Here is a 21,671-nt window from a genome sequence, read left to right as displayed (position 1 = left end):
CTCAGCCCACCTCCTTGAGCTCGGCGGCGTCAGCGCCGGTGGTCGTCCCCCGGGCTCGGCCGCGGGCGTCCGCCCAGTCGGCTGCGGTGCGTGCGGCGGGCAGTCCGATGGTCTCCCGCAGGGAGCCGTCCGGGTATTCGGTGCGGTAGACGCCGAGTTCCTGGAGTTCGGGCACGACCTTCTCCACGACTTCGTCGAGTCCGCCGGGGGTGAGGTGGGGGACGAGGATATAGCCGTCGGCGGCTCTTGTCCGGACCGCCTCGGCGAGGTCGAGCGCGACCTGGTGCGGGGTGCCGACGAAGGAGTGCCGGTTCGAGACTCTGATGACGAGTTCGCGGGCGGTGAGGTTCTCGGCCTCGGCGATGTCGCGCCAGGCCGCGATCGTGGCTTCGGCGTCCTTGATGTGTCTGACCCGTCCCTGCGAGATCGACTCGCCGCCCGGCGGGACGTCCGGCAGCGGCCCGTTCGGGTCGAAGGCGGAGAGGTCACGGTCCCAGACGCGTTCGAGGAAGGCGATGGCACCGGCCTCGCTGACCTGCTGGGCGGCGACCTCGCGAGAGCGTTCGACCGCCTCGGCGGGGGTATCGCCGAGGATGACGGATACGCCCGGGTAGATCTTCAACTCGTCCTCGGCTCGACCGTAGCGGGCGAGTCGGGATTTCACGTCCGCGTAGAACTTCCGCCCGGATTCGGGATCCGAATGACGGGTGAAGACGACGTCGGCGGAACCGGTGGCGAAGTCGCGGCCGGAATCGGAGTCTCCGGCTTGGAAGACCACGGGGTGGCCGCCGGGCAGGGCTCCGGTGGGGAATCGGCCGGAGATGTCGAAGAAGTCGCTTTCGTGGGCGAAGGCGCCGTCGTTCGCCGCGGCGTCCCAGAGTCTGCGGGCGACGTCGATGAAGTCTTCGGCGCGACGGTAGCGATCGGCGTGGTCGAGGTAGCCGCCGCGACGGAAGTTCTCGCCGGTGAATGCGTCCGAGGTCGTCACGACGTTCCAGGCGGCGCGGCCGTTGGAGAGATGGTCGATGGTCGCGAGCCGGCGAGCGATGTCGAAGGGCTCGTTGTAGGTGGCGCTGAGTGTCCCGGCCAGGCCGATGCGGGTGGTCACGGCGGCGAGCGCGGAGAGCACGGCCGTGGTGTTCGGGCGGCCGACGACGTCGAGGTCGAAGATCTTGTTCTGGTGTTCGCGCAGGCGCAGGCCCTCGGCGAGGAAGAAGAAGTCGAAGAGCCCGGCCTCGGCGGTCTTCGCCAGATGGGAGAAGGAATCGAATTCGATGTGGCTGCCCGAGGCGGCGTCTGCCCACACGGTCGTGTTGTTCACGCCGGGGAAGTGGGCGGCCAGGTGGACCTGGCGCGGCTGTCCGGAGGTGTGGGTGTCAGGCATGATGTGCTCCTGTTGAGTCGGTGGGGTTGTCGGTGAGGTTGTCTGCTGCGACCGTGCGCACGGCCGAGTCGTCGAAGCAGGGCACTGCGTCGATGAGCGCCCGGGTGTAGGCGTGGCGGCTGCTGTGGAGGACGTGAGCGGTCGGCCCGGATTCGATGCCGAGTCCGTCCTTCATGACGATCACTTCATCGGAGATCTGTTCGATGACGGCCAGGTCGTGGGAGATGAAGAGATACGCGACGCCGAGGCGGGCCTGCAGGTCGACGAGCAGCTGCAGGATCTGCGCCTGCACACCGACGTCGAGGGCGGAGACGGGCTCATCGAGGATGATCACCTCGGGGTCGACGGCCAGAGCCCGTGCGATCGCGAGCCGCTGCCGCTGCCCTCCGGAGAGCTCCTGCGGGGTGCGGCCCAGCAGACTGTGGTCGAGCGCCACGGAATCGAGCAGTTCCCGCACCCGGCCCGGCCGCTGAGAGCGGGTGCCGATGCGGTGGCCGCGCAGGGGTTCGGTGAGTATCCGCTCGACCGTGTAGTGCGGGTCGAGCGCGGCGCTCGAGTCCTGATGCACGTACCGGATCCGTCGACCGAGGTCCTTCCGGCGATAGTCGGCAAGCGGCTTTCCGTGCAGGTCGACAGCGCCGGCATCCGCCCGATCCGCGCCGAGGAGGATCCGCGCCGAGGTGGTCTTCCCCGACCCGGATTCGCCGACGATGCCGATGGTCGACCCGGCCCGCAGCGCGATGTCGAGTCCATTCACGGCGGGACGGTCCCCGCCGAAATTCCGTACGATTCCGCGTCCGGTCAGCACTGCCTCGGTGCTGGGGTCGGTCACCGGTTCGGTTCCGACCGATGCGGCCCCGCCTGAATCGTTCGCGACCGATGCGTCCGCGACCGATGCGTCCGCGCCGCCTCCGAGGTCGGTCCGCGTCGCGCGGCCCGGTTGGAGCCGACCCCATCCGAGGTGCGGGGCTGCGGCGAGCAGAGCCTGAGTGTAGGGATGCCGGGGTGCGGTGAGGATGCGGTCCGTCGGCCCGGTTTCGACGATGCGGCCACGGCTCATGACGATGAGTTCGGCGGCGCGTTCTTTGGCCACCCCGAGGTCGTGGGTGATGAGCACGAGCGCGGTCTGCGACTCGGCGACGAGGGCGGTGAGCACGTCGAGGACCTGTTTGGCGACCGTCGCGTCAAGCGCCGAGGTCGGTTCGTCGGCGATGATGAGCGCGGGGCGGGCGGCGATCGCATTGGCGATGAGCACCCTCTGCCGCTGCCCGCCGGAGAGCTCGTGCGGATACCGCCGTCCGTGGGTGTCCGCATCGAGGCCCACGGCGGTGAGCACTTCGGCGATGCGCGGTCCGATCTGGGGTTTCGCGAAACCATTGACCGTCAGCGTCTCGTGCAGCGCCGAGGCGATCGTGCGCACCGGATTGAGTCCGGCTCCGGCGTCCTGCGGCACGTACCCGATCCCCGTGCCGAGGATGCGCTGCCAGGTGCGCGGCTTCGCCGCGGAGAGATCCTCGCCGAGGTGGCTCTGCGTGGACGCCTCGACCCGAGTCCCCGTCGGGAGGAGTCCGGTCAGTGCCGCCGCCGTCGTCGATTTCCCCGACCCGGATTCGCCGACGATGGCGAGCGTATCGCCGGCATCCAGGGTCAGGCCGATGCTGGCGATCGCCGGTGCGCTCGCGCCCGGGTAGGTCACGCTCAGCCCCGAGACGTCGAGGACCGCAGGGGTCTGCCGAGCCGGCACGTCCGGGGCCTGTGGCGTGGGCGCCGACGATTCACGGCCGACAGAGGTGCCGACGGAACTGCCGACAGCGGTGCCGGCAGAGTTGCCGGCGGGAACGGCGGCCTGCTCGCCGGCGGTTGTCGAGACCTCCGGAGGAAGGGCATCGGAGTCCTCGAGGAGCTCGGTGCCGGCTCCGGCCGAGGGCCAGGCGAGGAGATCGGTGTGGATCATCGGAATCCCTTCTCGGAATTGACGGCGTGGGACAGGCGGTTGGCTGCGAGCACGACGGCGGCGACGACGAGGCCGGGGAAGGTCGTCATCCACCAGGCGGCGGCGAGGAAGTCGCGTCCCTCGGACACGAGCAGTCCCCATTCGGGCTGCGGCGGCGGGGCACCGAAGCCGAGGAAGCTCAGCGCCGAGACCGCGAGCACCGCGGACCCGAACTCGAGGGCGAGCAGCGCCCCGATCGGGCCCTTCACCTGCGGCAGGATGTGTCGGGCGAGGACGGCCGCGGCGGACAGGCCGTCCGCGCGGGCGGCTCGGACGAATTCGGCTGCCCGCCAGCGGATCACCTCGGCGCGGGTGAGGCGGGCGAAGGAGGGCACGGCGGCGACGCCGACGGCCACGGCGACGTTGAGAGTGCCGAAACCCAGTGCGGTGATCACGGCCATCGACAGCAGCAGACCGGGGACGGCTTGGAGAACGTCGACGGTGCGCATGAAGATCGCGTCGACTGCCCCGGTGAAGTATCCGGACAGCAGCCCGAGAAGCACACCGACCCCGACTCCGATGAGCACGGCGGCGAGGCTGGCCGACAGCGTCTGGGCCGAACCGTGGACGGTGCGGGAGAAGACATCGCGTCCGAGCTGGTCGGTGCCGAAGACGTGTTCGGCACTCGGCGGCAGCAGTCGGTCGGCGGGGTTGCCGGTGAGCGGATCGACACCGGTGAGCAGGCCGGGCCACAGTGCCGCGACCGCGGCGAGGGCGAGGACGATGAGCGCGATGACCTCGGTGACGCCGATCCGTGAGCCTGCCGCCGCCGAGGTGAGGCGGCGCAGGGTGCCGGCCTGTCGGTCCTCGGTCTCGCTGTTCGTCTCCAGTTCGAGTGCCGGGCTCATGCGCGTGCTCCTTTGCTCCCAGCCGTCGCTGAGCTCGAGACCGGGTTCGCGACGTCGGATCCGCGCTCCTGGTGGGCCGCCTCGGTGACGGTCGACGTGCGACGTGTGCGCTGTGCGGCCCGCAGGCGCGGGTCGAGCAGCGGGTAGGACAGGTCGGTGATGAGGTTGACGAGGACGAACACGGCCGCGGCGAAGAGGACGATGCCTTGGACGAGCGGGATGTCCTGCCCGGTGACCGCGGTCTGGGCGAGGCGTCCGAGTCCCTGCCGGGAGAACACGTTCTCGACGACGACGGACCCGGCCAGCGCCTGACCGAACAGCACCCCGCCCATCGTCAGTGTCGGCAGCAGCGCCACGGGCAGTGCCTGGCGCAGCAGCAGCCGCAGGCGGGTGTATCCGGAGGCGTGGAAGGTCGTGACGAAGGGTTGGACCCATGCGTTCTGCAGCGAACGGAACAGGACCTGGGCGATGATCGCCGACAGCGGGATCGCCAAGGTCACGGCAGGCAGCACGATGGCAGCCGGCGTTCCGTCACTCACTGCGGGGAAGAGCGGGAGCCGGAAGGAGAAGAACTGCAGCAGCATGAGTCCGACCCAGAAGGTCGGCAGGGCGACCCCGAGTCCCGGCAGGGCGGCGAGCGCATCGCGCAGCAACGGTCGGCGACTCAGGGTCGCGGACACGGCGATGATGATCCCGACGAGGAGCGCGATGACCAGGGCGAGCGCGGCCAGCGCCAGCGTCGAGGGAAGGGCGGAGGCGATCGCCTCGGTGACGGGAGTGCCGGCCTGGATCGACGTGCCCAGGTCAAAGCGCAGCAGGCTCCCGAACGCGAAGAGGTATTGGACGATGAGCGGCTGGTCGAGGTGGAATTCGGCGCGCAGTCGGGCCACCTCGGCGGGGTCGAAGCTCTGCAGCTCTCCGCCGGCACCGAGCATCGTGATGACCGGATCGCCCGGCAGCCAATAGAGGAGGAAGAAGCTGAGAGTGAACGCGATCCACAGGACGAGCAGGCCCTGGGCCAGGCGGGAGGCGAGGAAACGCAGACTCATCACTGCTCACCGCCGAGCCAGGTGTCGTGGAGCTGGTAGCGGGAGGAGGCTTCGAAAGCGAAGTCGTGGACGTTCTTTCCTGTGCCGACGATGCCGGTGAGTTCGACGAGAGGGATCGAATAGCCTTCGTCGAGGATGAGCTTCGTAGCTTGGGTGAAGTCGGCCTTTCGGGCGTCTTCGTCGAGGGTTTCGGTGGTGCGGGCGAGCACCTTGTCGATCTCTCCGGGTTTGCGGGCGTTCGAGTTCTGCTCGTTCGCGCCGAAGTAGTTGCGGAGGATGTCAGCGTCCGAGCGGGTGAGGTTGCCGAAGGTGAAGTCTTCCTTGCCTTCGGCCTGCAGGGCGGTGACCTCGGCGATCGTCTTCTTCTCCAGCTGGAGGTCGAAGCCGATGGTCCGCAGCTGCTGTTGGACGAGTTCGAGGAACGGAGCGTCCTGCCAGTAGGTCAGCGTCGTCGTCAGCTTCGTGCCGTCCTTGACCCGGATGCCGTCGGCTCCGGGTTTCCACCCGGCGTCGTCGAGCAGCTTCTTCGCTCCGTCCGGGTCATAGGCCAGCAGGTCCGAGAGGTCTTCGTACTGCGGGGTCGATTTCGCCAGCACCGAGGTGGCCGGAGCCTGATGGTCGGAGACGACCGTGGCCAGCTGCTGCCGGTCGATGCCTTTGTTGAGGGCCTTGCGCACCGCTTCGTCCTCAGCGATCTGCCCGGTGGTCTTCGGCACGAGGTTGTACACGACACCGGGGTTGGCGCGGGAGACGATGTCGAGGCCCTGGGCTTCGAGGGTCTGTTCGTCCTGGGATTGGACAGTGGTGTCGACGTCGACCAGGCCCGAGAGCAGCGAACCGTTGCGCACCGAGGCCTCGGGGACGATCGAGAATTCGACGCCGTCGAGATGGGCCGGCCCCTCATGGGCGGCCAGTGAGGAGGCCCAGTCGTAGTCATCGTTGCGTTTCAGCGTGATCGCCTTGTCGTGTTCGACCTTCTCGAGTGTGAATGCGCCGGTGCCGACGAGGTCGCCGGTGCAGCGCTGTTCAGGGGTCTGTTCGAGCGTCTTCGAGGAGTAGAAGCCGAGGTTCATCGTCGACGTCGCCTGCAGGAATTGGGCGTTGGGTTGGTCGAAGGTGAAGGTCACGGTCTGCTTGTCAGGGGTGTCGATCGACTTCAGTCCGTCGATGTAGGTCTGGCCGATCGACGCCTTCGCTCCGAGGTCTCTGATCGCCTCGAAGTTCTCCTTCACCGAGGCGGAAGTGAAGTCCGTGCCGTCGTGGAACTTCACCCCGTCGCGGAGGTGGAAGGTGAAGGTCTTCGCATCGTCGGAGACGTCCCAGGACTGTGCCAGCCAGGGCTTGATCTCGCCGGTCTTCGGGTCCTGGTCGGTCAGGGAGTCCGTGATCTGGCGGGTGATGTTGAGGGTGACGTTGTAGCCGACCTGCTGTCCGTCGACGCACTGCGGGTCCGTGTCGTAGGCGACCTTGAGGACCCCGCCCTTCTGCGGCTGCCCGTCATCGCCTTCGGCACCGGCCGAACCGGAGCAGCCGGCCAGAAGCAGGGAACCGGCGGTGAGCGCGGCGAGGGCGAAGCGGGTCGAGTAGGTGCGGCGAGTGCGGGCGGCGCGGCCGCCACCGGCGAAATGAGCCGGGTCGGAGGCGTGCAGGCTGGCGATATTCATGGGAATCCTGTGGTGTGTCAGTGGCGGGAGGAAGGGTGTGTCCGTGACGGGACGAAAGACGGTGCGCGGGTCGCTACCGAGCATTCGGCGATGATTGCTCAACACATAATGAGCGGAATCAGGCAGCCTTGAGCGGGTGCGCCCGAGTCGAGAAGAAGCATCGGACCCGGAGGCGAGCAAGGTGGGATGAGATTCCGCGAGCCGAACGACGGTGCCGGGAAGCCGCGGCAGACCTCGCGGGATCAGCCGGTGAAGAGCTGAAACATCGGCATGAGGCGGCAACAATCAAGAGCTTCGAACCGTGCGGACAACGCCCAGGTCTGCGAATTCTTGTGTGCGATCATCATGCCCTCTGCTGAAGTGATGTCATGGAATGCTGACGATTCATACCGTACCAATAAACATCATTGCTCAACAATCTTTCTTTGCGTTCTTCGTCACGCTTCGTCATAGAGACCGGCGGGATGACCCGACCGACGGGGCGGAAACGCCCGGCCGGTCGGACAGCCCGGCAGCGAGGATGAGCGCGCCCATGAGCAGGAGGACGGCCGTCAGCGTCCAGCCCAGCGGCGCGATTCCGACAAGGAGGGCGATGGCGATGCCGGTCGTGGCCGCACCGACCGCGGTGACGGCGCGGGCCCGCGGCCCGAGAACCGGAATATGTCGGCCGATCGCCGTCAGACGCTGTTCGGTGGGAAACGGGATCCGATTCACCGCCATGGCCAGAAGCGCCGACAGCAGCATCACCGCCAGCAGCCACACCGGCCGTGTGGCCCACCACCAGGCGGAACCGATCTCGGGCAGCACGAACTCGGCGATCCCCGGACCAGCCGCACTCCGCAGACCCGACACCGTCTGTGCCAGAGCCCCGAGTTCCCCGATGAGGACGATGACGACGCTCATGTGCCACAGATAGACCTCCATTCCGTACCGGTTGCCCCAGGCGATGACCCGCCGCCAGATCTGCGCGCGCAGAATCCTCGGCTCGGCGGCCGCCTCGGTGACGGCCTCGGTCGCCGCGCCCCCGCCTGCGGTCAGCGCTCGGTTGAGCCGGGCGTGGAGGAGCCGCAGTCCGCACATCTGCACCACTCCGAGCAGCACGAGGGCACCGGTGGGCGGGTTGAGGTTGATGAGCATATTCGGGCTGTAGACCCCGGAGGCGACGAGTCCGGCCAGGGCCAGCAGCGCGGCCGCCAGCACCGGCCACACGAGTGACCGGCGCACCGGTCGGTCGAGGGCCTCGGCGCAGAAGAACCCGAGCTGCTGGATCAACGGCCACACAAGGAGGAAGTTGAGATAGCCCAACCCCGAGACTCCGGTGACCGCGACCAGGACGTCGACGACGATGACGGCACCGGCGAGCACTGCCAGGGCCCGCCTCGGCGCGGTGTCATGGACATGCACCGCCACGGGCACGAGCGCGGTGAGGCCGACATAGACGGCGAGGAACCACAGTGGTTGGCCGATGCGGTGGCTCGCCTCGGTGATCAGCTCGGTGGGAACGCCGATCTCGGCGGCTGCCGACAGGCCGATCCCGGCGAGGGCGATGAGGACGGTGACGGGGGCGACGAGTCGGCGCAGGCGAGCGCGCAGGTAGTCGGCCCATGTGCCCCCGCTGGCGCGGATGCGACGCCAGGCGAAGAAGCCCGAGGCGCCGCCGATGATGAAGAACAGGGGCATGACCTGGAAGAGCCAGGAGGCGGCGGCGAAGCCGGTGGTGTCCGAGAGCGCGACGGTGGGCACCACGGCGCCGTCGGGGCCGAGGACTGCCGCGCTCATCATCGAGTGGAGGATGACCACGACGACGAGGCAGGCGAAGCGGAGGAGGTCGAGGGCGGGATCCCGGCGGCGCCCGGCGGGCTCGCGGGGTGGTGCGACGACGGTCGGCGGGGCAGGGTGGGCCCGGCCTCGGTGGTCGTCGGGCGGCAGCGATTCGCGGAATGTCAGTGTCATGGCGGTTTCTCATCCGGGTCGGTGAAGTGCGATGACACCGAAGTTAGGAACCGTGTTCGGTCCGCCGCATCACCCCGGAGAGCCGAGCTCGCACCGGCCGGCCGATACCTGCGGGGGATGCCGCACGCTGAGCACCCCCTACCGGTCACGCGGGGTACCGCACACTGAGCATCCCGCACCGGTCGCGCGGGGTCGTGTGAGAATGGCGATGAGCACGCCCGACTTCAAGGAGAGACACTCGTGACGATCGCCTTCGCGAAGACCACCCTGCCGATCATCGGCGCTCCCATGGCCGGTGGGACGACGACGCCCGAACTCACCGAGGCGGTCGCCCGAGCCGGCGGCTTCCCCTTCGTCGCCGGCGGCTATCTCACGGCAGAGGTCCTGGCCCCGTTGGTCGAGCGGATGCGTGAGACCACCGATGTCTTCGGCGTCAATCTCTTCGTCCCGAACCCCGTTCCCGTCGACCGGGAGGCCTTCGCCGCCTTCGTCGCCGAGCTCGAACCGGCCGCGGCCGAACGCGGCGTCACCCTCGACCCCGAACCGGTCGACGATGACGACCACTTCGACGAAAAGCTCGACTGGCTCATCAACCACCCCGTGCCTGTGGTCTCGACGACCTTCAACCTGCCCACCGATGAGACCGTCGACCGCCTCCACGCCGTCGGCAGCCAGATCGTCGCCACGGTGACCTCGGTGCCCGAGGCCCGAGTGGCCGCGGAACGCGGAGTCGATGGGCTCATCGTCCAGGGCCCGCGTGCCGGTGGGCATTCGGGCACCGCCGATCCGACGCGGACGATCGAGGACCGCCCCACCGTCGATCTCGTCCGCGACATCCTCGCCGAGGTGGACCTGCCCGTGGCGGCCGGAGGCGGAGTCGACGGTGAGGCCATGGTCGCCGAGCTCCTCGGGGCCGGGGCGAGCGCCGTAGTCGTCGGCACCCTGCTGCTGCGCTCCGAGGAAGCCGGAACCGCGCCGACGCACCGCGCCGCACTGGCCTCCGGTGAGTTCACAGACACCCGGCTCACCCGCGCATTCACCGGTCGCCCGGCGCGCGCTCTCGTCAACGGCTTCGTCCGTCGCTTCGATCCGGTGGCCGTGAACGCTTATCCGGCGGTGCACCATCTGACGAAGGAGTTCCGGGCCGCGGCGAAGAGGGCCGACGACCCGCAGGACCTGCACCTGTGGGCCGGAACCGGCTACCGGGGAGCGGACGCAGCGTCGGCCGAAACGATCGTCAAGGACCTCGGCGCCCGTTTCGCCCGCCAGTAGTCGTTCCCCACCGGCGTCTGAGGTGGTCGCAGTGGTCGCCGGTCACCCGACCCGTTCGCCCACCTCAGGCGGCGGTGCGGCTCTCAGCTTCCCGCGACGACCAGGCCCGTCTCGTAGGCGGCGACGACGATCTGGGTGCGATCGCGCAGGCCCAGTTTCGACAGGATCCGGGATACGTGGGTCTTCACGGTCTGTTCGGCGAGGTAGAGCTGCGCGGCCACCTCGGCGTTGGCATGGCCCTTCGCGACCAGGGTCATCACCTCGATCTCACGGTCGGTGAGCTGTCCGAGAACCGCGGTGTCCTTGGCCACGGTGGGTCCGGCGACGTATTCGGCGATGAGGCGGCGGGTCACCGAGGGCGCGAGCAGCGACTCCCCGCCGGCCACGACGCGCACGGCGGTGATGAGATCCTCGGCGGTGGAGTCCTTGAGGAGGAATCCGCTGGCACCGGCCCGCAGCGCAGAGAACACGTATTCGTCGGCGTCGAAGGTCGTGAGCATGATGACTCGCGGATGCACCCCGGGCATGGTGGAGATCGCCCGGGTGGCGTCGAGGCCGTTGAGTTTCGGCATCCGGATGTCCATGAGGATGACGTCGGGATCCGTGCGGCGGACGAGGTCGACGACTGCCGATCCGTCCTCGGCGCTGCCGACGACCTGCATGTCCGTCTGCGCGTCCAGCAGCGCACCGAAGCCCTGCCGGATCATCGCCTGATCGTCGACGATGGCGACCCGGATGACCGTCTCCGACGGTGGCGGCACACTCGCCGAGGCGGCTGATCCGTCCCCCGCGTCCTCAATTCCTGGCATGGTTCAAACTTACCGGACGCGGCCGCCCCGGTACCCTCGCAAACCCCGAGAATCCGTCGCCTCGACCCGGCTTCGACCGGATTTCATCCTCCTGGGGGACCCGCACGGGACCATATTCACTCCCGCGTATGATGCGCAGGCGCATACCCGCTCTCTAATGTTCGAGCCATGATCATCACCGCCATCGTCCTCGCCACCGCGGCAGCGTTCTGCCTGGCTTTGGGCACCCACTTCCAGCAGCATGCCGTGGCCGCCATGGCTCCCGGCCCGCGTCGCCGCGCCACCTGGGTCACCGGGCTCGGGCTCATGGGGCTGGTCACGGTGCTCAATGTCATCGCCCTCGGCCTCGGCCCGGTCGCCATCGTCCAACCCATCGGCGCGGTCTCCCTCGTCGCCGCCGTCTTCATCGGGCGGCGCTTCTTCGGGCTCCGCCTCGGTGCGCCCCTGCTCATCAGCATCGCGGTGACTCTGTTCGGGGTGTTCTCCTTCGTCACCACCTCAGCACGGTTCGCCCACGACCTCAGCGCCACTGAGCAGTCGGTGACCTGGCTGCTCGCGGTGCTCATTGCGCTCAGCGTCTTCGCGGGCCTGTTCTCGATCAGCTCCGCCGGCCACATTCCGCGGGTCATCATCACCGGCATCGTCTTCGGCACGGTCGCCGCGGCCACGCACGTCCTCGCGCGCTCGGTCATCGTGGCCGGTCTGCCCGGACTCGACGGACTGGGTGCGCGGTGGTGGCTGCTGCTCAGCGCGGTGGGACTGGCTTCGGCCGCGGGCTTCTGGCTCGTCCAAACCGCCTACGCCTGCGGTCCCGCCGAGACCGTGCTCGCCGGGCTCACCGTCATCGACCCGATCGTCGCCGTCATCATCGGTGCGGCCTTCTTCGGCGAATACTCGGGACTGACCCCCGTGGCGACTCTCGGTCTGCTCGCCTCGGCCGGCATCGGCATCGGCGGGGTGTGGATGCTCTCGCGGTTCCACCCGAAGGTCCTCAGCGCTCGATCGACCGTCATCTCCCCCGTCCCGGCACCTGCCGCCACCCATCCTCTCCAGCAAGGAACCCAGCCATGAACCACTCCCCCACAGCACCGATCACACCGGTCTCGCCCGGCGCGTCCCAGTCCGGAAACCCGTACTCTGAAGAGGTGCCCCGACCAGCAGAGCCCCAGCCGACCGACCCGACGCACAGGTCGCCGAGTCAGTCCCCTGCACCCCAGGATCGCTCCTGGTGGGCTCGCCTGTGGCACAATCTCGGCCGTGATGCCGGGCTGGTAGCGCCGAGCATGCTCATCTCCCTCATCGCGATGCCCGTCCTCATCGCCCTGTTCTCGGTCTCGATCGGCACGGCGATCGTGTGGGTCGGGGTTCTCCTCCTGCCGCTGACGCTCACCGTCGCCCGGGCGTTCGGCGACCTCTCCCGGGCCCGGGCCCGCGTGTGGGGTGCTCCCCTCGCCGAGGCGGCCGCCCCACCGCGCGGACGCGGACTCCGCTGGTGGCTGGCTCCCCTGGGTGACGCCCGTGCGTGGTTGGATCTGCTCTTCGAGGCCGTGTTCGCGCTGCCGATCCGGATCCTCACCTTCGTCGTATCAGCCGTGTGGTTCTTCGGCGGCCTCGGCGGGATCACCCACTTCCTCTGGGGCGCCTTCATCCCCGACGGGGGCGGGGACACCGTTGATCGGGTCGTCGCCTGGGCGACGAATTCGCCGGTCAGAGACTTCGGTTTCGCCGCCGAGGCGTCATTCCAGTCCGTCGTGGGCCTCATCCTCCTGCTCACCTTCCCGTTCGTCCTCCACGCCATGGCGCTGCTCGAGATCGTCACGATCCGCGCGGCCCTGTCCTCCGACTGGGCTCGCACCGCGGCCGAGCACCCTCACCCGAGTGCGGCCTCGCCGTCGTTCGCCTCGGCACCGAGCTCGTCCATCCTCTCGACTGCCGCCGGGAACCGGAGTTGGTTCTGGTTCGTGTCGGTCTTCGTCGGTGTCGTGCTCGTGGCGGTCGCCTGGCCGGTGACCACGGTCGTCTATGACGTCCCGACCGTCTTCGCGATGCTCATCGCCTTCGCGCTCAGCGCCTCGCTCGTCCTCGCCGTGCGGTGGCCCATCGCCGGAATCGGCCTCGGTCTCGCGGGTCAGTTTGTGAGCATCCTGCTCACCGCGGACATCTCGGGTGCGGTGCGACCGTTCACGGTCACCTCGCTGTTGGCACTCGTGTTCCTCCACCTCCTCATCGGTCTGCGCCACCGGTGGATCCACCTCGTCGCCGTCTGGACGGCCAGCCTGCTCATCGGGGTGTTCGCACTGGTCACACCGCATGCCGGCGGGTTCTCCGGGGCTCTGTCGAACGTCATCACGACGCTGTCGATCGCCGCCGGCGCCGGGATCATCGGTGTCATCGGCAACCTCCTCATCCAAGGTCGCCGGCAGCTGGAGACCGAGCGGGAACTCAGTGCCGCGGAACTGGCCAAACGGCAGGAGCTGGAAGAACGCAACCGGATTGCCCAGGAACTCCACGATGTCGTCGCCCACAGCATGTCAGTCATCAGCGTGCAGGCCACGACCGCGCAGTACCGGCTGCCCGGACTCGATGAGCGCAGCCTCGGCGAGTTCGACTCGATGGCCTCCTCTGCCCGACAGGCGCTGACGGAGATGCGCGGGCTGCTCGCGATCCTCCGTGGAGGTCGGAACGCGGACCTGGCGCCGCAGCCGACCGTCGATGACATTCCCACGCTCGTCGACATCACCCGCGGTTCCGGGGCCGCCGTCGATCTCGACTTCCCCACCGAGGCTCTGTCGCTGTCGGCGACGGCGAGCCTCACGGCGTACCGCGTGGTGCAGGAGAGTCTGTCGAATGCGCTGCGTCATGCCGCCGGAGCCCCGGTGGCGGTCACCGTCACGGCCATCGGGACCCGACTCGAGATCTCTGTACTCAACGGCACGCCCGACGGCGGGTCGGATACGGGCGGGCACAGCCACCTCGGCGGGGGTTTCGGCATCAAGGGGATGCGTGAGCGCGTCGAAGCATTGGGCGGGAGCCTGCGGGTGGGGCCGACCGACAACGGCGGTTTCGAGGTCAGAGCCACACTGCCTGCCGAGTGAGGGCACGGTTGCGGGGCGGACTGTGGGGACAGTTCGATGCCATACTGAATGTCACCGACCGATCCCCCTCCGGAAGGATATCTCCCCATGTCACCAGGTCCCCCACCTGCCGACTCCACTGGTCCGGCAAGTCCACCCGCTGCAACGGGCTCGCCCGCGGCGACAGGCTCACCGATCCCGGCGAACTCATCCGCGCGGGTCCTGCGCCGTACGATCGCCATCGTCATCGTCGTGGCTTTCAGCCTGGCAGCGGCGGGAGGCATCATCGTCCTGCTCGGCGATATGGAGTCCGAAGCGACCTACAGGGTCATCGGCACGACTGCCCTGACCGGGGCCGTCAGCGTAGCGGCGTTCTGCGGGGCGACGCTCCTCGGTCGCCGGAGCCAATGGTTCGGGATCGTCACGATCGGGTTGTCTGTGATCACCATGGCGCTGTGCCTGTGGTTCCTCTGGGGCGATCCGTACCGGTGGGACGGCCCGTGGTCCGAGACCGACGGCCTCAGCATCGGCGACATCATTTCCCAAGTACTCGCCTCATCCGTCCTTCTCACCGCCGTCGCAGCGGTGAGTTCGCTCATTCTGCTGCTGACAGCCCGAACCCGGCTGGTGCGCATCGGGCTGCCGATCACGCTCGGTTTCCTCGTACTCGGCACATGCTTGGTCCTCATGATGATCTGGGTGGAGGCGGCATGGGAGCTCGAATGGCTGACCCGCCTCAACGGCATCGTGTGGATCCTCGCCGCGCTCGGAGTCGTCATCGTGCCGCTGACCTCGCTGCTGCTCAGGGCTGGGGCGAAGCCTGCGGATGCCGGCGATGCCGGCGAAACAACAACCGGGCCCACGCGGCCTCGTTCGACTCCGCCTGAAGCACCGCAGCGGGCCGGCTCGACGCTGTCGCCCTCGACTCTCGACCGTCTCGACATGGCTGCACGAGCCGAGGGCGTCACGGTCGACGAACTCGTCGACCGTCTGCTGGCTGCCGGTTCGCGGACCGATCCGACCACCGGTTCGGCCTCTCAGTCGGCTTCCGTCCCGACGACCGCTGATACTGCGACCGCGCCCGCGACCGATTCCGCGACCAAGCCGGATTCGCACCCACGCCATTAGACGCCCGGCCCCGCGTTCGCAGGTCCGGACCCGACTCACGCGTTCGCAGGTCCGGACCCGACTCACGCGGATTCGGGCCCGACCCCCACGTATTCTGACCCGTCCCCGCGGGGACGAAGCGTTTCGCCAGTGGAGGGACCGCCTCGGCGACGGTGGTCGAGGACGACCACGATGCCGAAGACGATCGGGGCGGCGATCGACACGACGACCTCGGCGGTCGGGGAACTCGTCGCGTTGAGGTCGGCTCCGGAGAGCACACCGAGGACGAACGCGAAGAGGTTGTTGACGATGTGGAACGCGATCCCGGCCTCGAGGCCGCCGGTGATGACGGTCAGTGTGCCGACGATCGCGGCGAAGATCCCGACATCGATGAGTCCGGGCAGATCGTAGAGGTGGCCGAAGACGAAGAACGGCACGGGGATCAGCACGGCCCACGCCGGGTGCCGCAGCCAGGAGCCGATGATGTTCATCGCCAGCCCGCGGAAGACGATCTCCTCGGCCGTCGCCTGGAACGGGACGAGGAGGACGAACGCGATGAGCATGGCGAGCACATGCTGATTCCACACGATTCCCGAGGTCAGGGTGCCCGTTGCCCCGTCCGAGAAGAGGACCATGACGATCGCGCAGACCACCCACACGGCCGTCCCGTAGAGCATGTACCGCCCGAGTCTGCCCCAACGCATGCCGCCGCGAAGCGAGATCATCGAGGAGTACCAGCGCCGATAGACGCAGAGGGTCGCGAGTTCGGCGGCCGGCCACATGAGGATGACGTTGATGAGCCCGAAGAGCACTCCGGTGATGGTGTTGAAGTCGATGAGTCGTTCTGACCACGCGGTGAAGTCGCCTTCGGTGTTGAGCGTGATCAGGGCAACGATGAAGAAGCTCACGAACTCGACGATCATCGCGACCGAGTAGAACAGCAGGGTCAGGAGCACCACGAGGATCGGTTTGAACCATCGGTTCCCCGGCAGCCCGGCGAACTGCCGATGATAGCGCCGAGGCGGCTCAACGGATGCGGGGATGTGCAGGTCCGTGCCGGGCTGGGCCGGTTGGGCCGGCTGGAGCGGTTGGGCCGGCTGGAGCGGTTGGGCCGGTTGACTGTGCAGTGTGTGCGGTTGATTTCTCATGTCTCCACCCTGTCGAAGAACGGGGTCGTCGACCATCGGCCGAGGGCATGATTCGTGTCATCCGATCGGGCGAATGCACACATCAGGGTGCTTCCGATCGAGCAACCGCGACCATGGGTCCGAACGGATTTCATCCTTTCGGACGACAGCCTCCCAGCGGTCGCCCGGGTAGGGTCGAAGCGTGACATCTCGAACCGGCCGCCCGCTCGCGCATGCCCTGCTCTGGACAGGCATCGCCGCCGCCGTCGGTGTGCTCCTGCTCGTCATCGTCGTCGGGGCCGATTGGCCCTCACCGGAGGACGCCGGTTCCGAAGCCGATGCGCTCAGCGCCGAACTGCTGGTCCACTTCGTCTTCGGTCTCGTCTCCCTCATCTGCCTGCCTCTCGTCCTCTTCTTCGACGGACGTCGGGTCCCGCGCAAGCAGCTGCGTCCGAAGGTCCTCGCCGCGGAGAAGCTCGGCGAATTCCTCACCGTCACGGGTCGCGGCGGTGAGGAGTTCCTCGCCGCCGACGGCTCCGTCGAGTCACTCCAACGCCGCCCCGGCGGCTGGATCCCGGTCACCGTCGGCATCATCGGCCTCCTCTGCGGCACGGTCAGCACGGTCGGGTTCCTCGCTGCGTCCCTCATCCTCGTGTCACTGTCGGCCCGGCGCAGCTGGGCTCTTGACTTCCTCGCCCTCGCCGCCGCACTGGCCGCCCTCCTGTCGACCTACGTCCTCACCCCGCAGGCCGCCGGCGCGTTCGAGCTTCCGATCTTCCTCTTCAGCAGCATCGTCTATGCCGTCATCGTCGCCATCGGCGTCATCCGCGGTTCCCGCGAACAGGGCCTCATCGACTCCGCCGCTCAGACCCTGCTGCGCGAACGCTCCCGCCAAGATCGCGCCATCGCCGAGGTGCGTCGCGGCATCGCCCGCGACATGCACGATTCCCTGTCCCATCATCTGTCCGTCATCGCCATGTACTCCGGAGCCCTGTCCGTGAGGCAGGACCTCGACCCCGAGGACGTGCGCGAAAGCGCGCGCCTCATCGCCGATGCCGCCCGCCGATCCGGAATCGAACTCCGCGAGGTCCTCACGATGCTCCGCAGTGATGACCAGGGCACGGTCATCGACCCCGACATCGACCGCCTCGTCGCGGCCCGCGGCCACATCGCCGAACTGCGCTATATCGACCCCGTCTGTGCCGCGGCACTCCAGCGGTGCAGTGCACTGGAGCGGACGACGATCTACCGTTTCGCCCAGGAGGCGATCACGAACGCCGTCAAACACGCACCGGGTCAGAAGGTGACGATCAAGGTCGGCCTCGACGAGGCGGAGGGTCGCCTCGAACTCGTTGCGAGCAACCCCCACACCGGTTTGGGCCCTGCGTTCCGCGCCGGGGCACAGCAGCTCGTCACCGGTTCCGGCTTGGGGCTGTTGGGACTGCGAGAGAGAATGGAGGCCATGGGCGGAGACCTCACCGTGACGACGGCCCCCGAATTCACCCTCCGCGCCCGCATCCCCATCGACCCCGCAGTCTTCACAACCGAGGGAAGCGCCACGGAAGCGGAAGCGGCGACCGAGGACGAGGACGGTTCGGACGGGACGCCGCCGGACGGGCAGCAGGAGGAAGAAGCGTGACGATCCGTGTCATCATCGCCGACGACGAATCGCTCATGCGTTCGGGACTGCGGCTCCTCCTCGGCGCGGCCGAGGACATCGACGTCATCGCCGAGGCGGCCGACGGGCACGAGGCCATCGATCTCGCCCGTCGACTGAATCCCGACCTCGTCCTCATGGACATCCGAATGCCCGGCGTCGACGGCCTCGAGGCGGCGCAGACGCTGCTGTCGGATCCCGAGCACCCGCAGGTGCTCATGCTCACGGCTTTCGGCACCGACGATTTCATCCATCGCGCCCTGCAGTCCGGGGCCGCCGGCTACATCCTCAAGGACACCCCGCCCGAGGAGCTCATCAACGCGGTGCGAGCCGCCGCCGACGGCACCCGCACCTTGTCGGCGACCGCATTGGCCACCTTGCTCACGTCCGGCCCGACCGCCTCGGCGCCGGGCCCGGATCCGCTCGCTTCCCTGTCGACGCGGGAGCGGGAGATCGCCGAGGCGGTCGCGCAGGGAATGACGAACGCGCAGGTGGGACGGTCGCTGTTCGTCTCAACAGCGACCGTGAAGACCCACCTTGCGCGCATCTTCGACAAGCTCGAGGTGAGCTCACGGGTGCAGCTGGCGCTGCTCGTCAACGAGAACCGCTGAGAACCGCTGAGAACCCGGCTCTTCGGTGTACTCATGTATGCGAGATGGAGATCGAGCTCATATTGCTCGATATGCTCACGCCTTCGCCAGTCGTATCCCGCAACGCCCAGGAGCCGAAACCACAGAGGGTGAGGAGGGCGGGCACAAGGGTCAGCAGCGCCGCCAGGGAGGCTGCGCCGTCGGCTCCCGTCCAGCTCAGCACCTGTGCGGTGCCCATGGTCGCTGCGCAGACGGCCACTCCGATGATTCCCGCACGGCCGAGGAAGTTCATCTTCCGCGGACCGACTGCCTCGCGAAGGCGACTGCCCGCGATTCACGCACGGGCGGCCAGCCGCCTCGGCGAGGGTTCAGCCGATCATTTCGGGGCCATGCGGATCGCGCCGTCGAGGCGGATCGTCTCACCGTTGAGCATCGGGTTCGCCACGATCGATTCGACGAGCTGGGCATATTCGGTCGGCTTGCCCAGGCGGGCCGGATGGGGCACGGACTTGCCGAGGGATTCCTGCGCCTCGGCGGGCAGTCCCGCCATCATCGGGGTCTCGAAGATGCCTGGGGCGATGGTGACCACGCGGATGAGGGAGGCCGCGAGTTCGCGAGCCATCGGGAGGGTCACCGAGGCGACGGCGCCCTTTGACGCCGAGTAGGCGATCTGGCCGATCTGTCCGTCGAAGGCCGCGACGGAGGCGGTGTTGATGATGACTCCGCGCTCCTCGCCGGTGGCCTCCTGGCCCTGCATGGCCGCGGCGGCGAGGCGGCAGACGTTGACGGTGCCGACGATATTGATGCCCAGCACCTTCTGGAAGGCGTCGAGGGGCAGCGGTCCCTTGCGGGAGACGAGCTTGCCCGGTGTTGCGACTCCGGCGCAGTTGACGACGACGCGCAGGGCGCCGAGTCCGGTGGCGGTGTCGACGGCGGCCTGGATCTCGTCTTCGTTCGTGACATCGGCGGCGACGAAGTGGGCGGAGTCGCCGAGTTCGGCGGCGACCTGCTCACCGACCTCGGCGTTGAGGTCGACCATGACGACCTGGGCGCCGGCCGCCAGGAGGCGTTCGGTGGTGGCCCGGCCGAGGCCGGAGGCTCCGCCGGTGACGAGGGCGACGGTGTTCTGCAGATCCATAGGTGTCCTTTGCATCGCGGGGATCGTGGCGTCGTTGAGTGAACGATCTGTCGTTGCGACTCTAACGCAGCGCTGTGGGACCGGTCACCTTCCTATGGCGGGACCTCGTTCAACGGAGAATCAGGTTATCGATGCGAGGCCGGTGCGAAAACCTGATTTTCCGTTGAACGAGGGGGCGAACGGCCCGGCGGCGGTTGAATGAGGGTGCGATCGGCCCGGCGGCGGCACAGGCGGCTGCGGTTCCGGATGCAAACAGCGCAAGGCCCGCTGATCATTGATCGGCGGGCCTTGGGCGTGTGTTCTCAGAGCGTGCGGGCCTCAGGGCACACAGGTCCCGGACCCTGCCCTGGGGTCAACGAATGTGAACGTGGGCTGCTCAGGCGGCCTGCACCTCGGCGCTGGCTTCGCGCACGGACTTGAGGGCTTCGCCCCAGCTGACGATGTCGGCGACCATCGAGGCGAACGGCGCGGCAGAGACCTCGGTCGGGGCGAACGTGCCATCGGTGACGTCGGTGAAGATCGAGAACGAGGCCTGGTCGCGGACGACGGCGAGCTTGTAGTTGGCCAGGATGTGGCGCAGGTGCTCGGCGGCGCGCACACCCTTGTCGGCACCGTAGTTCACGATTCCTGCGACCTTGTGGTTGAACTCGGTGGCGACGAAGTCGAGCGCGTTCTTCAGCGAGCCGGAGATCGAGTGGTTGTACTCGGGGGTGACGAAGATGAAGGCGTCGAACTCCTCGAGCTTGGCGCCCCAGGCCTTGGTGTGGTCATTGCCGTACATCTTGGCGCCCGCAGGGACGACCTCGTCGAGCAGGGGCAGATCGAAATCACCGAAGTCGACGACCTCGGCGCGGACGTCATCGTTGCCCGCCAGCTGATCGTTGACCCAGGCGACGATCTGGGGATTGAGCGCCTGCGGACGCGAGGTTCCGGGGATGATGGCAATGTTGAGCATGTGGGTCCTCAAATCGGTAGTCGGTGTCAGACGGGCGGATGCGGCACCGTCGCACAGTGGCCGCGGCACAGGTCTCCTGTGCGCTCCACCCACGCCAACATTGTTGAACCGTCAATCATTCCCCGCCGCTCGAGTGACCTTGATCACGCGGCGGCGCGGTCTCCCGCGGTAGGCACGGCCGCCTCGGCGATCATCGATTCCGCGGGCCTTAGGTGAAGTTCCCTGTGGAATCGCGCCCGAGAGCGGGGCCCGTCGTGTATGGTCGTGGGGCAAGTGAAAGACTGTTCGATAGAAAAGTCGGCCTCGACGAAAACTAGGCAAAGGAGTCCGGTCATCGTGCGTTCAACAAACGGCCGCAACAACATCCTCCGCTCGGCCCGGGATACCTTTGCGGACAAGGGATTCGACGGCGCATCCATCCGCGACATCGCACAGACGGCGGGGCTGAGCCTCTCCGCACTCTACTATTACTTCCCTTCGAAGCAGGAAGCGCTCTACGAACTCGTCCACACCGCGTACTCGTGGTACATCGAGCATGCCCGTGCGGTCATCGCCGAGGTCGACGACGACCCGGTCGATCAGCTCACCGTGGCCGTGCGCTACCTCGCCCGCTACCGCACGGAGAATGTGTCGGTCTCGACCGTGCTCATTCGCGACACCGAGCGTCTCACCGGGGACAATGCCGTTCAGGTCAAGGAACTCCAGCGTGAGGCCCGGGAGATCGTGGGCGATATCGTCCGCGCCGGCGTCGAGGCCGGAAGTTTCCGCGTCGACAGTGCGGCCCTGGCCACTCGTGCGATCCACTCGATCTGCAATTCGCTCTCGCTGTGGTACCGGCCCACGGGCGATCTCACCCCGGACATGATCGAACGCGACTTCACGCAGTACTCGCTGCGCATCCTTGGCATCGATCCCTCCGCGGAAGAGCTCGACCGCCTGCTCAGCCTGCCGGTCAATCAGGCCGGAATGCTCGACTTCATCGCCGACCCCAAATAACCTCCCTTACTACCTGACGGCGGCCCAGCAACCTTGCGCGAGGTTGCTGGGCCGC

Annotated in this window: 18 protein-coding genes; 7 read left to right on the top strand and 11 right to left on the bottom strand. The window is 67.9% G+C overall.

What is annotated here, in order from left to right; all coding sequences use genetic code 11:
* Position 1 precedes the first annotated feature (1 nt).
* The 6 genes from ACSE4D_RS10050 to ACSE4D_RS10025 all read right to left on the bottom strand — a co-directional run bounded on the left by ACSE4D_RS10050 (position 2) and on the right by ACSE4D_RS10025 (position 8,891).
* A complete protein-coding gene (locus ACSE4D_RS10050; RefSeq protein WP_436325891.1) occupies positions 2 to 1,384 on the bottom strand; it encodes an NtaA/DmoA family FMN-dependent monooxygenase in 1,383 nt (460 codons plus the stop codon).
* The gene (locus ACSE4D_RS10045; protein WP_436325890.1) at positions 1,377 to 3,338 is read right to left on the bottom strand and encodes a dipeptide ABC transporter ATP-binding protein; all 1,962 of its coding nucleotides are present in this window, start codon (positions 3,336 to 3,338) and stop codon (positions 1,377 to 1,379) included. Before ACSE4D_RS10045 ends, ACSE4D_RS10050 begins: the two co-directional genes overlap by 8 nt.
* Positions 3,335 to 4,225: an ABC transporter permease gene (locus ACSE4D_RS10040; protein ID WP_436325889.1), complete on the bottom strand. Its 891-nt coding sequence runs from the start codon at positions 4,223 to 4,225 to the stop codon at positions 3,335 to 3,337. The genes ACSE4D_RS10045 and ACSE4D_RS10040 overlap by 4 nt, the downstream gene beginning before the upstream one ends.
* Positions 4,222 to 5,274: an ABC transporter permease gene (locus ACSE4D_RS10035; protein WP_436325888.1), complete on the bottom strand. Its 1,053-nt coding sequence runs from the start codon at positions 5,272 to 5,274 to the stop codon at positions 4,222 to 4,224. The genes ACSE4D_RS10040 and ACSE4D_RS10035 overlap by 4 nt, the downstream gene beginning before the upstream one ends.
* A complete protein-coding gene (locus ACSE4D_RS10030) occupies positions 5,274 to 6,938 on the bottom strand; it encodes an ABC transporter substrate-binding protein (RefSeq protein WP_436325887.1) in 1,665 nt (554 codons plus the stop codon). Before ACSE4D_RS10030 ends, ACSE4D_RS10035 begins: the two co-directional genes overlap by 1 nt.
* Before the next feature lie 447 nt (positions 6,939 to 7,385).
* Positions 7,386 to 8,891, bottom strand: a complete 1,506-nt coding sequence (locus ACSE4D_RS10025; protein WP_436325886.1) for an acyltransferase family protein — start codon at positions 8,889 to 8,891, stop codon at positions 7,386 to 7,388.
* A gap of 240 nt (positions 8,892 to 9,131) precedes the next feature.
* Here ACSE4D_RS10025 and ACSE4D_RS10020 point away from each other — a divergent pair, with 240 nt between their 5' ends.
* Positions 9,132 to 10,163, top strand: coding sequence for an NAD(P)H-dependent flavin oxidoreductase (locus tag ACSE4D_RS10020; RefSeq protein ID WP_436325885.1), 1,032 nt, complete (start codon positions 9,132 to 9,134; stop codon positions 10,161 to 10,163).
* An 83-nt stretch (positions 10,164 to 10,246) separates the two neighbouring features.
* Here the strand turns inward: ACSE4D_RS10020 and ACSE4D_RS10015 are convergent, their stop codons facing one another.
* Entirely contained in the window at positions 10,247 to 10,972 is a 726-nt protein-coding gene (locus ACSE4D_RS10015) for a response regulator (RefSeq protein ID WP_436325884.1), read from the bottom strand.
* 168 nt (positions 10,973 to 11,140) lie between these two features.
* Here ACSE4D_RS10015 and ACSE4D_RS10010 point away from each other — a divergent pair, with 168 nt between their 5' ends.
* The 3 genes from ACSE4D_RS10010 to ACSE4D_RS10000 all read left to right on the top strand — a co-directional run bounded on the left by ACSE4D_RS10010 (position 11,141) and on the right by ACSE4D_RS10000 (position 15,174).
* On the top strand, positions 11,141 to 12,043 hold the full coding sequence (locus tag ACSE4D_RS10010) for a hypothetical protein (protein WP_436325883.1): 903 nt from the start codon (positions 11,141 to 11,143) through the stop codon (positions 12,041 to 12,043).
* Positions 12,040 to 14,067, top strand: coding sequence for a sensor histidine kinase (locus tag ACSE4D_RS10005; protein WP_436325882.1), 2,028 nt, complete (start codon positions 12,040 to 12,042; stop codon positions 14,065 to 14,067). The genes ACSE4D_RS10010 and ACSE4D_RS10005 overlap by 4 nt, the downstream gene beginning before the upstream one ends.
* A 231-nt stretch (positions 14,068 to 14,298) precedes the next feature.
* Positions 14,299 to 15,174, top strand: a complete 876-nt coding sequence (locus ACSE4D_RS10000; RefSeq protein WP_436325881.1) for a hypothetical protein — start codon at positions 14,299 to 14,301, stop codon at positions 15,172 to 15,174.
* Positions 15,175 to 15,236: 62 nt separating this feature from the next.
* On the opposite strand, the gene ACSE4D_RS09995 is transcribed toward ACSE4D_RS10000, so the two are convergent.
* Complete coding sequence (locus ACSE4D_RS09995; RefSeq protein ID WP_425118965.1) at positions 15,237 to 16,301, bottom strand: lysostaphin resistance A-like protein; 1,065 nt, start codon at positions 16,299 to 16,301, stop codon at positions 15,237 to 15,239.
* A gap of 181 nt (positions 16,302 to 16,482) precedes the next feature.
* Between ACSE4D_RS09995 and ACSE4D_RS09990 the strand changes: the two genes are divergently transcribed.
* Together ACSE4D_RS09990 and ACSE4D_RS09985 are read left to right on the top strand one after the other, a co-directional pair.
* Positions 16,483 to 17,919: a sensor histidine kinase gene (locus tag ACSE4D_RS09990; protein ID WP_135539722.1), complete on the top strand. Its 1,437-nt coding sequence runs from the start codon at positions 16,483 to 16,485 to the stop codon at positions 17,917 to 17,919.
* On the top strand, positions 17,916 to 18,548 hold the full coding sequence (locus ACSE4D_RS09985; protein ID WP_135539720.1) for a response regulator: 633 nt from the start codon (positions 17,916 to 17,918) through the stop codon (positions 18,546 to 18,548). Before ACSE4D_RS09990 ends, ACSE4D_RS09985 begins: the two co-directional genes overlap by 4 nt.
* Before the next feature lie 31 nt (positions 18,549 to 18,579).
* On the opposite strand, the gene ACSE4D_RS09980 is transcribed toward ACSE4D_RS09985, so the two are convergent.
* From ACSE4D_RS09980 to ACSE4D_RS09970, 3 genes are all read right to left on the bottom strand, one after another.
* Positions 18,580 to 18,819 (bottom strand): hypothetical protein, encoded by a 240-nt coding sequence (locus tag ACSE4D_RS09980; RefSeq protein WP_135539718.1) that lies wholly within the window; start codon positions 18,817 to 18,819, stop codon positions 18,580 to 18,582.
* An 84-nt stretch (positions 18,820 to 18,903) separates the two neighbouring features.
* Entirely contained in the window at positions 18,904 to 19,665 is a 762-nt protein-coding gene (locus tag ACSE4D_RS09975; protein WP_135539716.1) for an SDR family NAD(P)-dependent oxidoreductase, read from the bottom strand.
* A gap of 376 nt (positions 19,666 to 20,041) precedes the next feature.
* Entirely contained in the window at positions 20,042 to 20,620 is a 579-nt protein-coding gene (locus ACSE4D_RS09970; protein ID WP_425118966.1) for an NADPH-dependent FMN reductase, read from the bottom strand.
* 336 nt (positions 20,621 to 20,956) lie between these two features.
* Between ACSE4D_RS09970 and ACSE4D_RS09965 the strand changes: the two genes are divergently transcribed.
* Positions 20,957 to 21,616, top strand: coding sequence for a TetR/AcrR family transcriptional regulator (locus tag ACSE4D_RS09965; RefSeq protein ID WP_425118967.1), 660 nt, complete (start codon positions 20,957 to 20,959; stop codon positions 21,614 to 21,616).
* The last annotated feature ends 55 nt before the right edge of the window (positions 21,617 to 21,671 follow it).

It is taken from the genome of Brevibacterium sp. FAM 27836 (assembly GCF_051351055.1).
In the GTDB taxonomy this organism is placed as follows: Bacteria; Actinomycetota; Actinomycetes; order Actinomycetales; family Brevibacteriaceae; genus Brevibacterium.
Note: the sequence above shows the minus strand (reverse complement) of the source record. Positions and strands in the feature narration are given on the sequence as shown.

Bases quoted from the DNA above. Each gene is read 5' to 3' on its own strand.
- ACSE4D_RS10050 (WP_436325891.1), bottom strand. From the start codon at position 1,384: ATGCCTGACACCCACACCTCCGGACAGCCGCGCCAGGTCCACCTGGCC.
- ACSE4D_RS10045 (WP_436325890.1), bottom strand. From the start codon at position 3,338: ATGATCCACACCGATCTCCTCGCCTGGCCCTCGGCCGGAGCCGGCACC.
- ACSE4D_RS10040 (WP_436325889.1), bottom strand. From the start codon at position 4,225: ATGAGCCCGGCACTCGAACTGGAGACGAACAGCGAGACCGAGGACCGA.
- ACSE4D_RS10035 (WP_436325888.1), bottom strand. From the start codon at position 5,274: ATGAGTCTGCGTTTCCTCGCCTCCCGCCTGGCCCAGGGCCTGCTCGTC.
- ACSE4D_RS10030 (WP_436325887.1), bottom strand. From the start codon at position 6,938: ATGAATATCGCCAGCCTGCACGCCTCCGACCCGGCTCATTTCGCCGGT.
- ACSE4D_RS10025 (WP_436325886.1), bottom strand. From the start codon at position 8,891: ATGACACTGACATTCCGCGAATCGCTGCCGCCCGACGACCACCGAGGC.
- ACSE4D_RS10015 (WP_436325884.1), bottom strand. From the start codon at position 10,972: ATGCCAGGAATTGAGGACGCGGGGGACGGATCAGCCGCCTCGGCGAGT.
- ACSE4D_RS10010 (WP_436325883.1), top strand. From the start codon at position 11,141: ATGATCATCACCGCCATCGTCCTCGCCACCGCGGCAGCGTTCTGCCTG.
- ACSE4D_RS10005 (WP_436325882.1), top strand. From the start codon at position 12,040: ATGAACCACTCCCCCACAGCACCGATCACACCGGTCTCGCCCGGCGCG.
- ACSE4D_RS09995 (WP_425118965.1), bottom strand. From the start codon at position 16,301: ATGAGAAATCAACCGCACACACTGCACAGTCAACCGGCCCAACCGCTC.
- ACSE4D_RS09980 (WP_135539718.1), bottom strand. From the start codon at position 18,819: ATGAACTTCCTCGGCCGTGCGGGAATCATCGGAGTGGCCGTCTGCGCA.
- ACSE4D_RS09975 (WP_135539716.1), bottom strand. From the start codon at position 19,665: ATGGATCTGCAGAACACCGTCGCCCTCGTCACCGGCGGAGCCTCCGGC.
- ACSE4D_RS09970 (WP_425118966.1), bottom strand. From the start codon at position 20,620: ATGCTCAACATTGCCATCATCCCCGGAACCTCGCGTCCGCAGGCGCTC.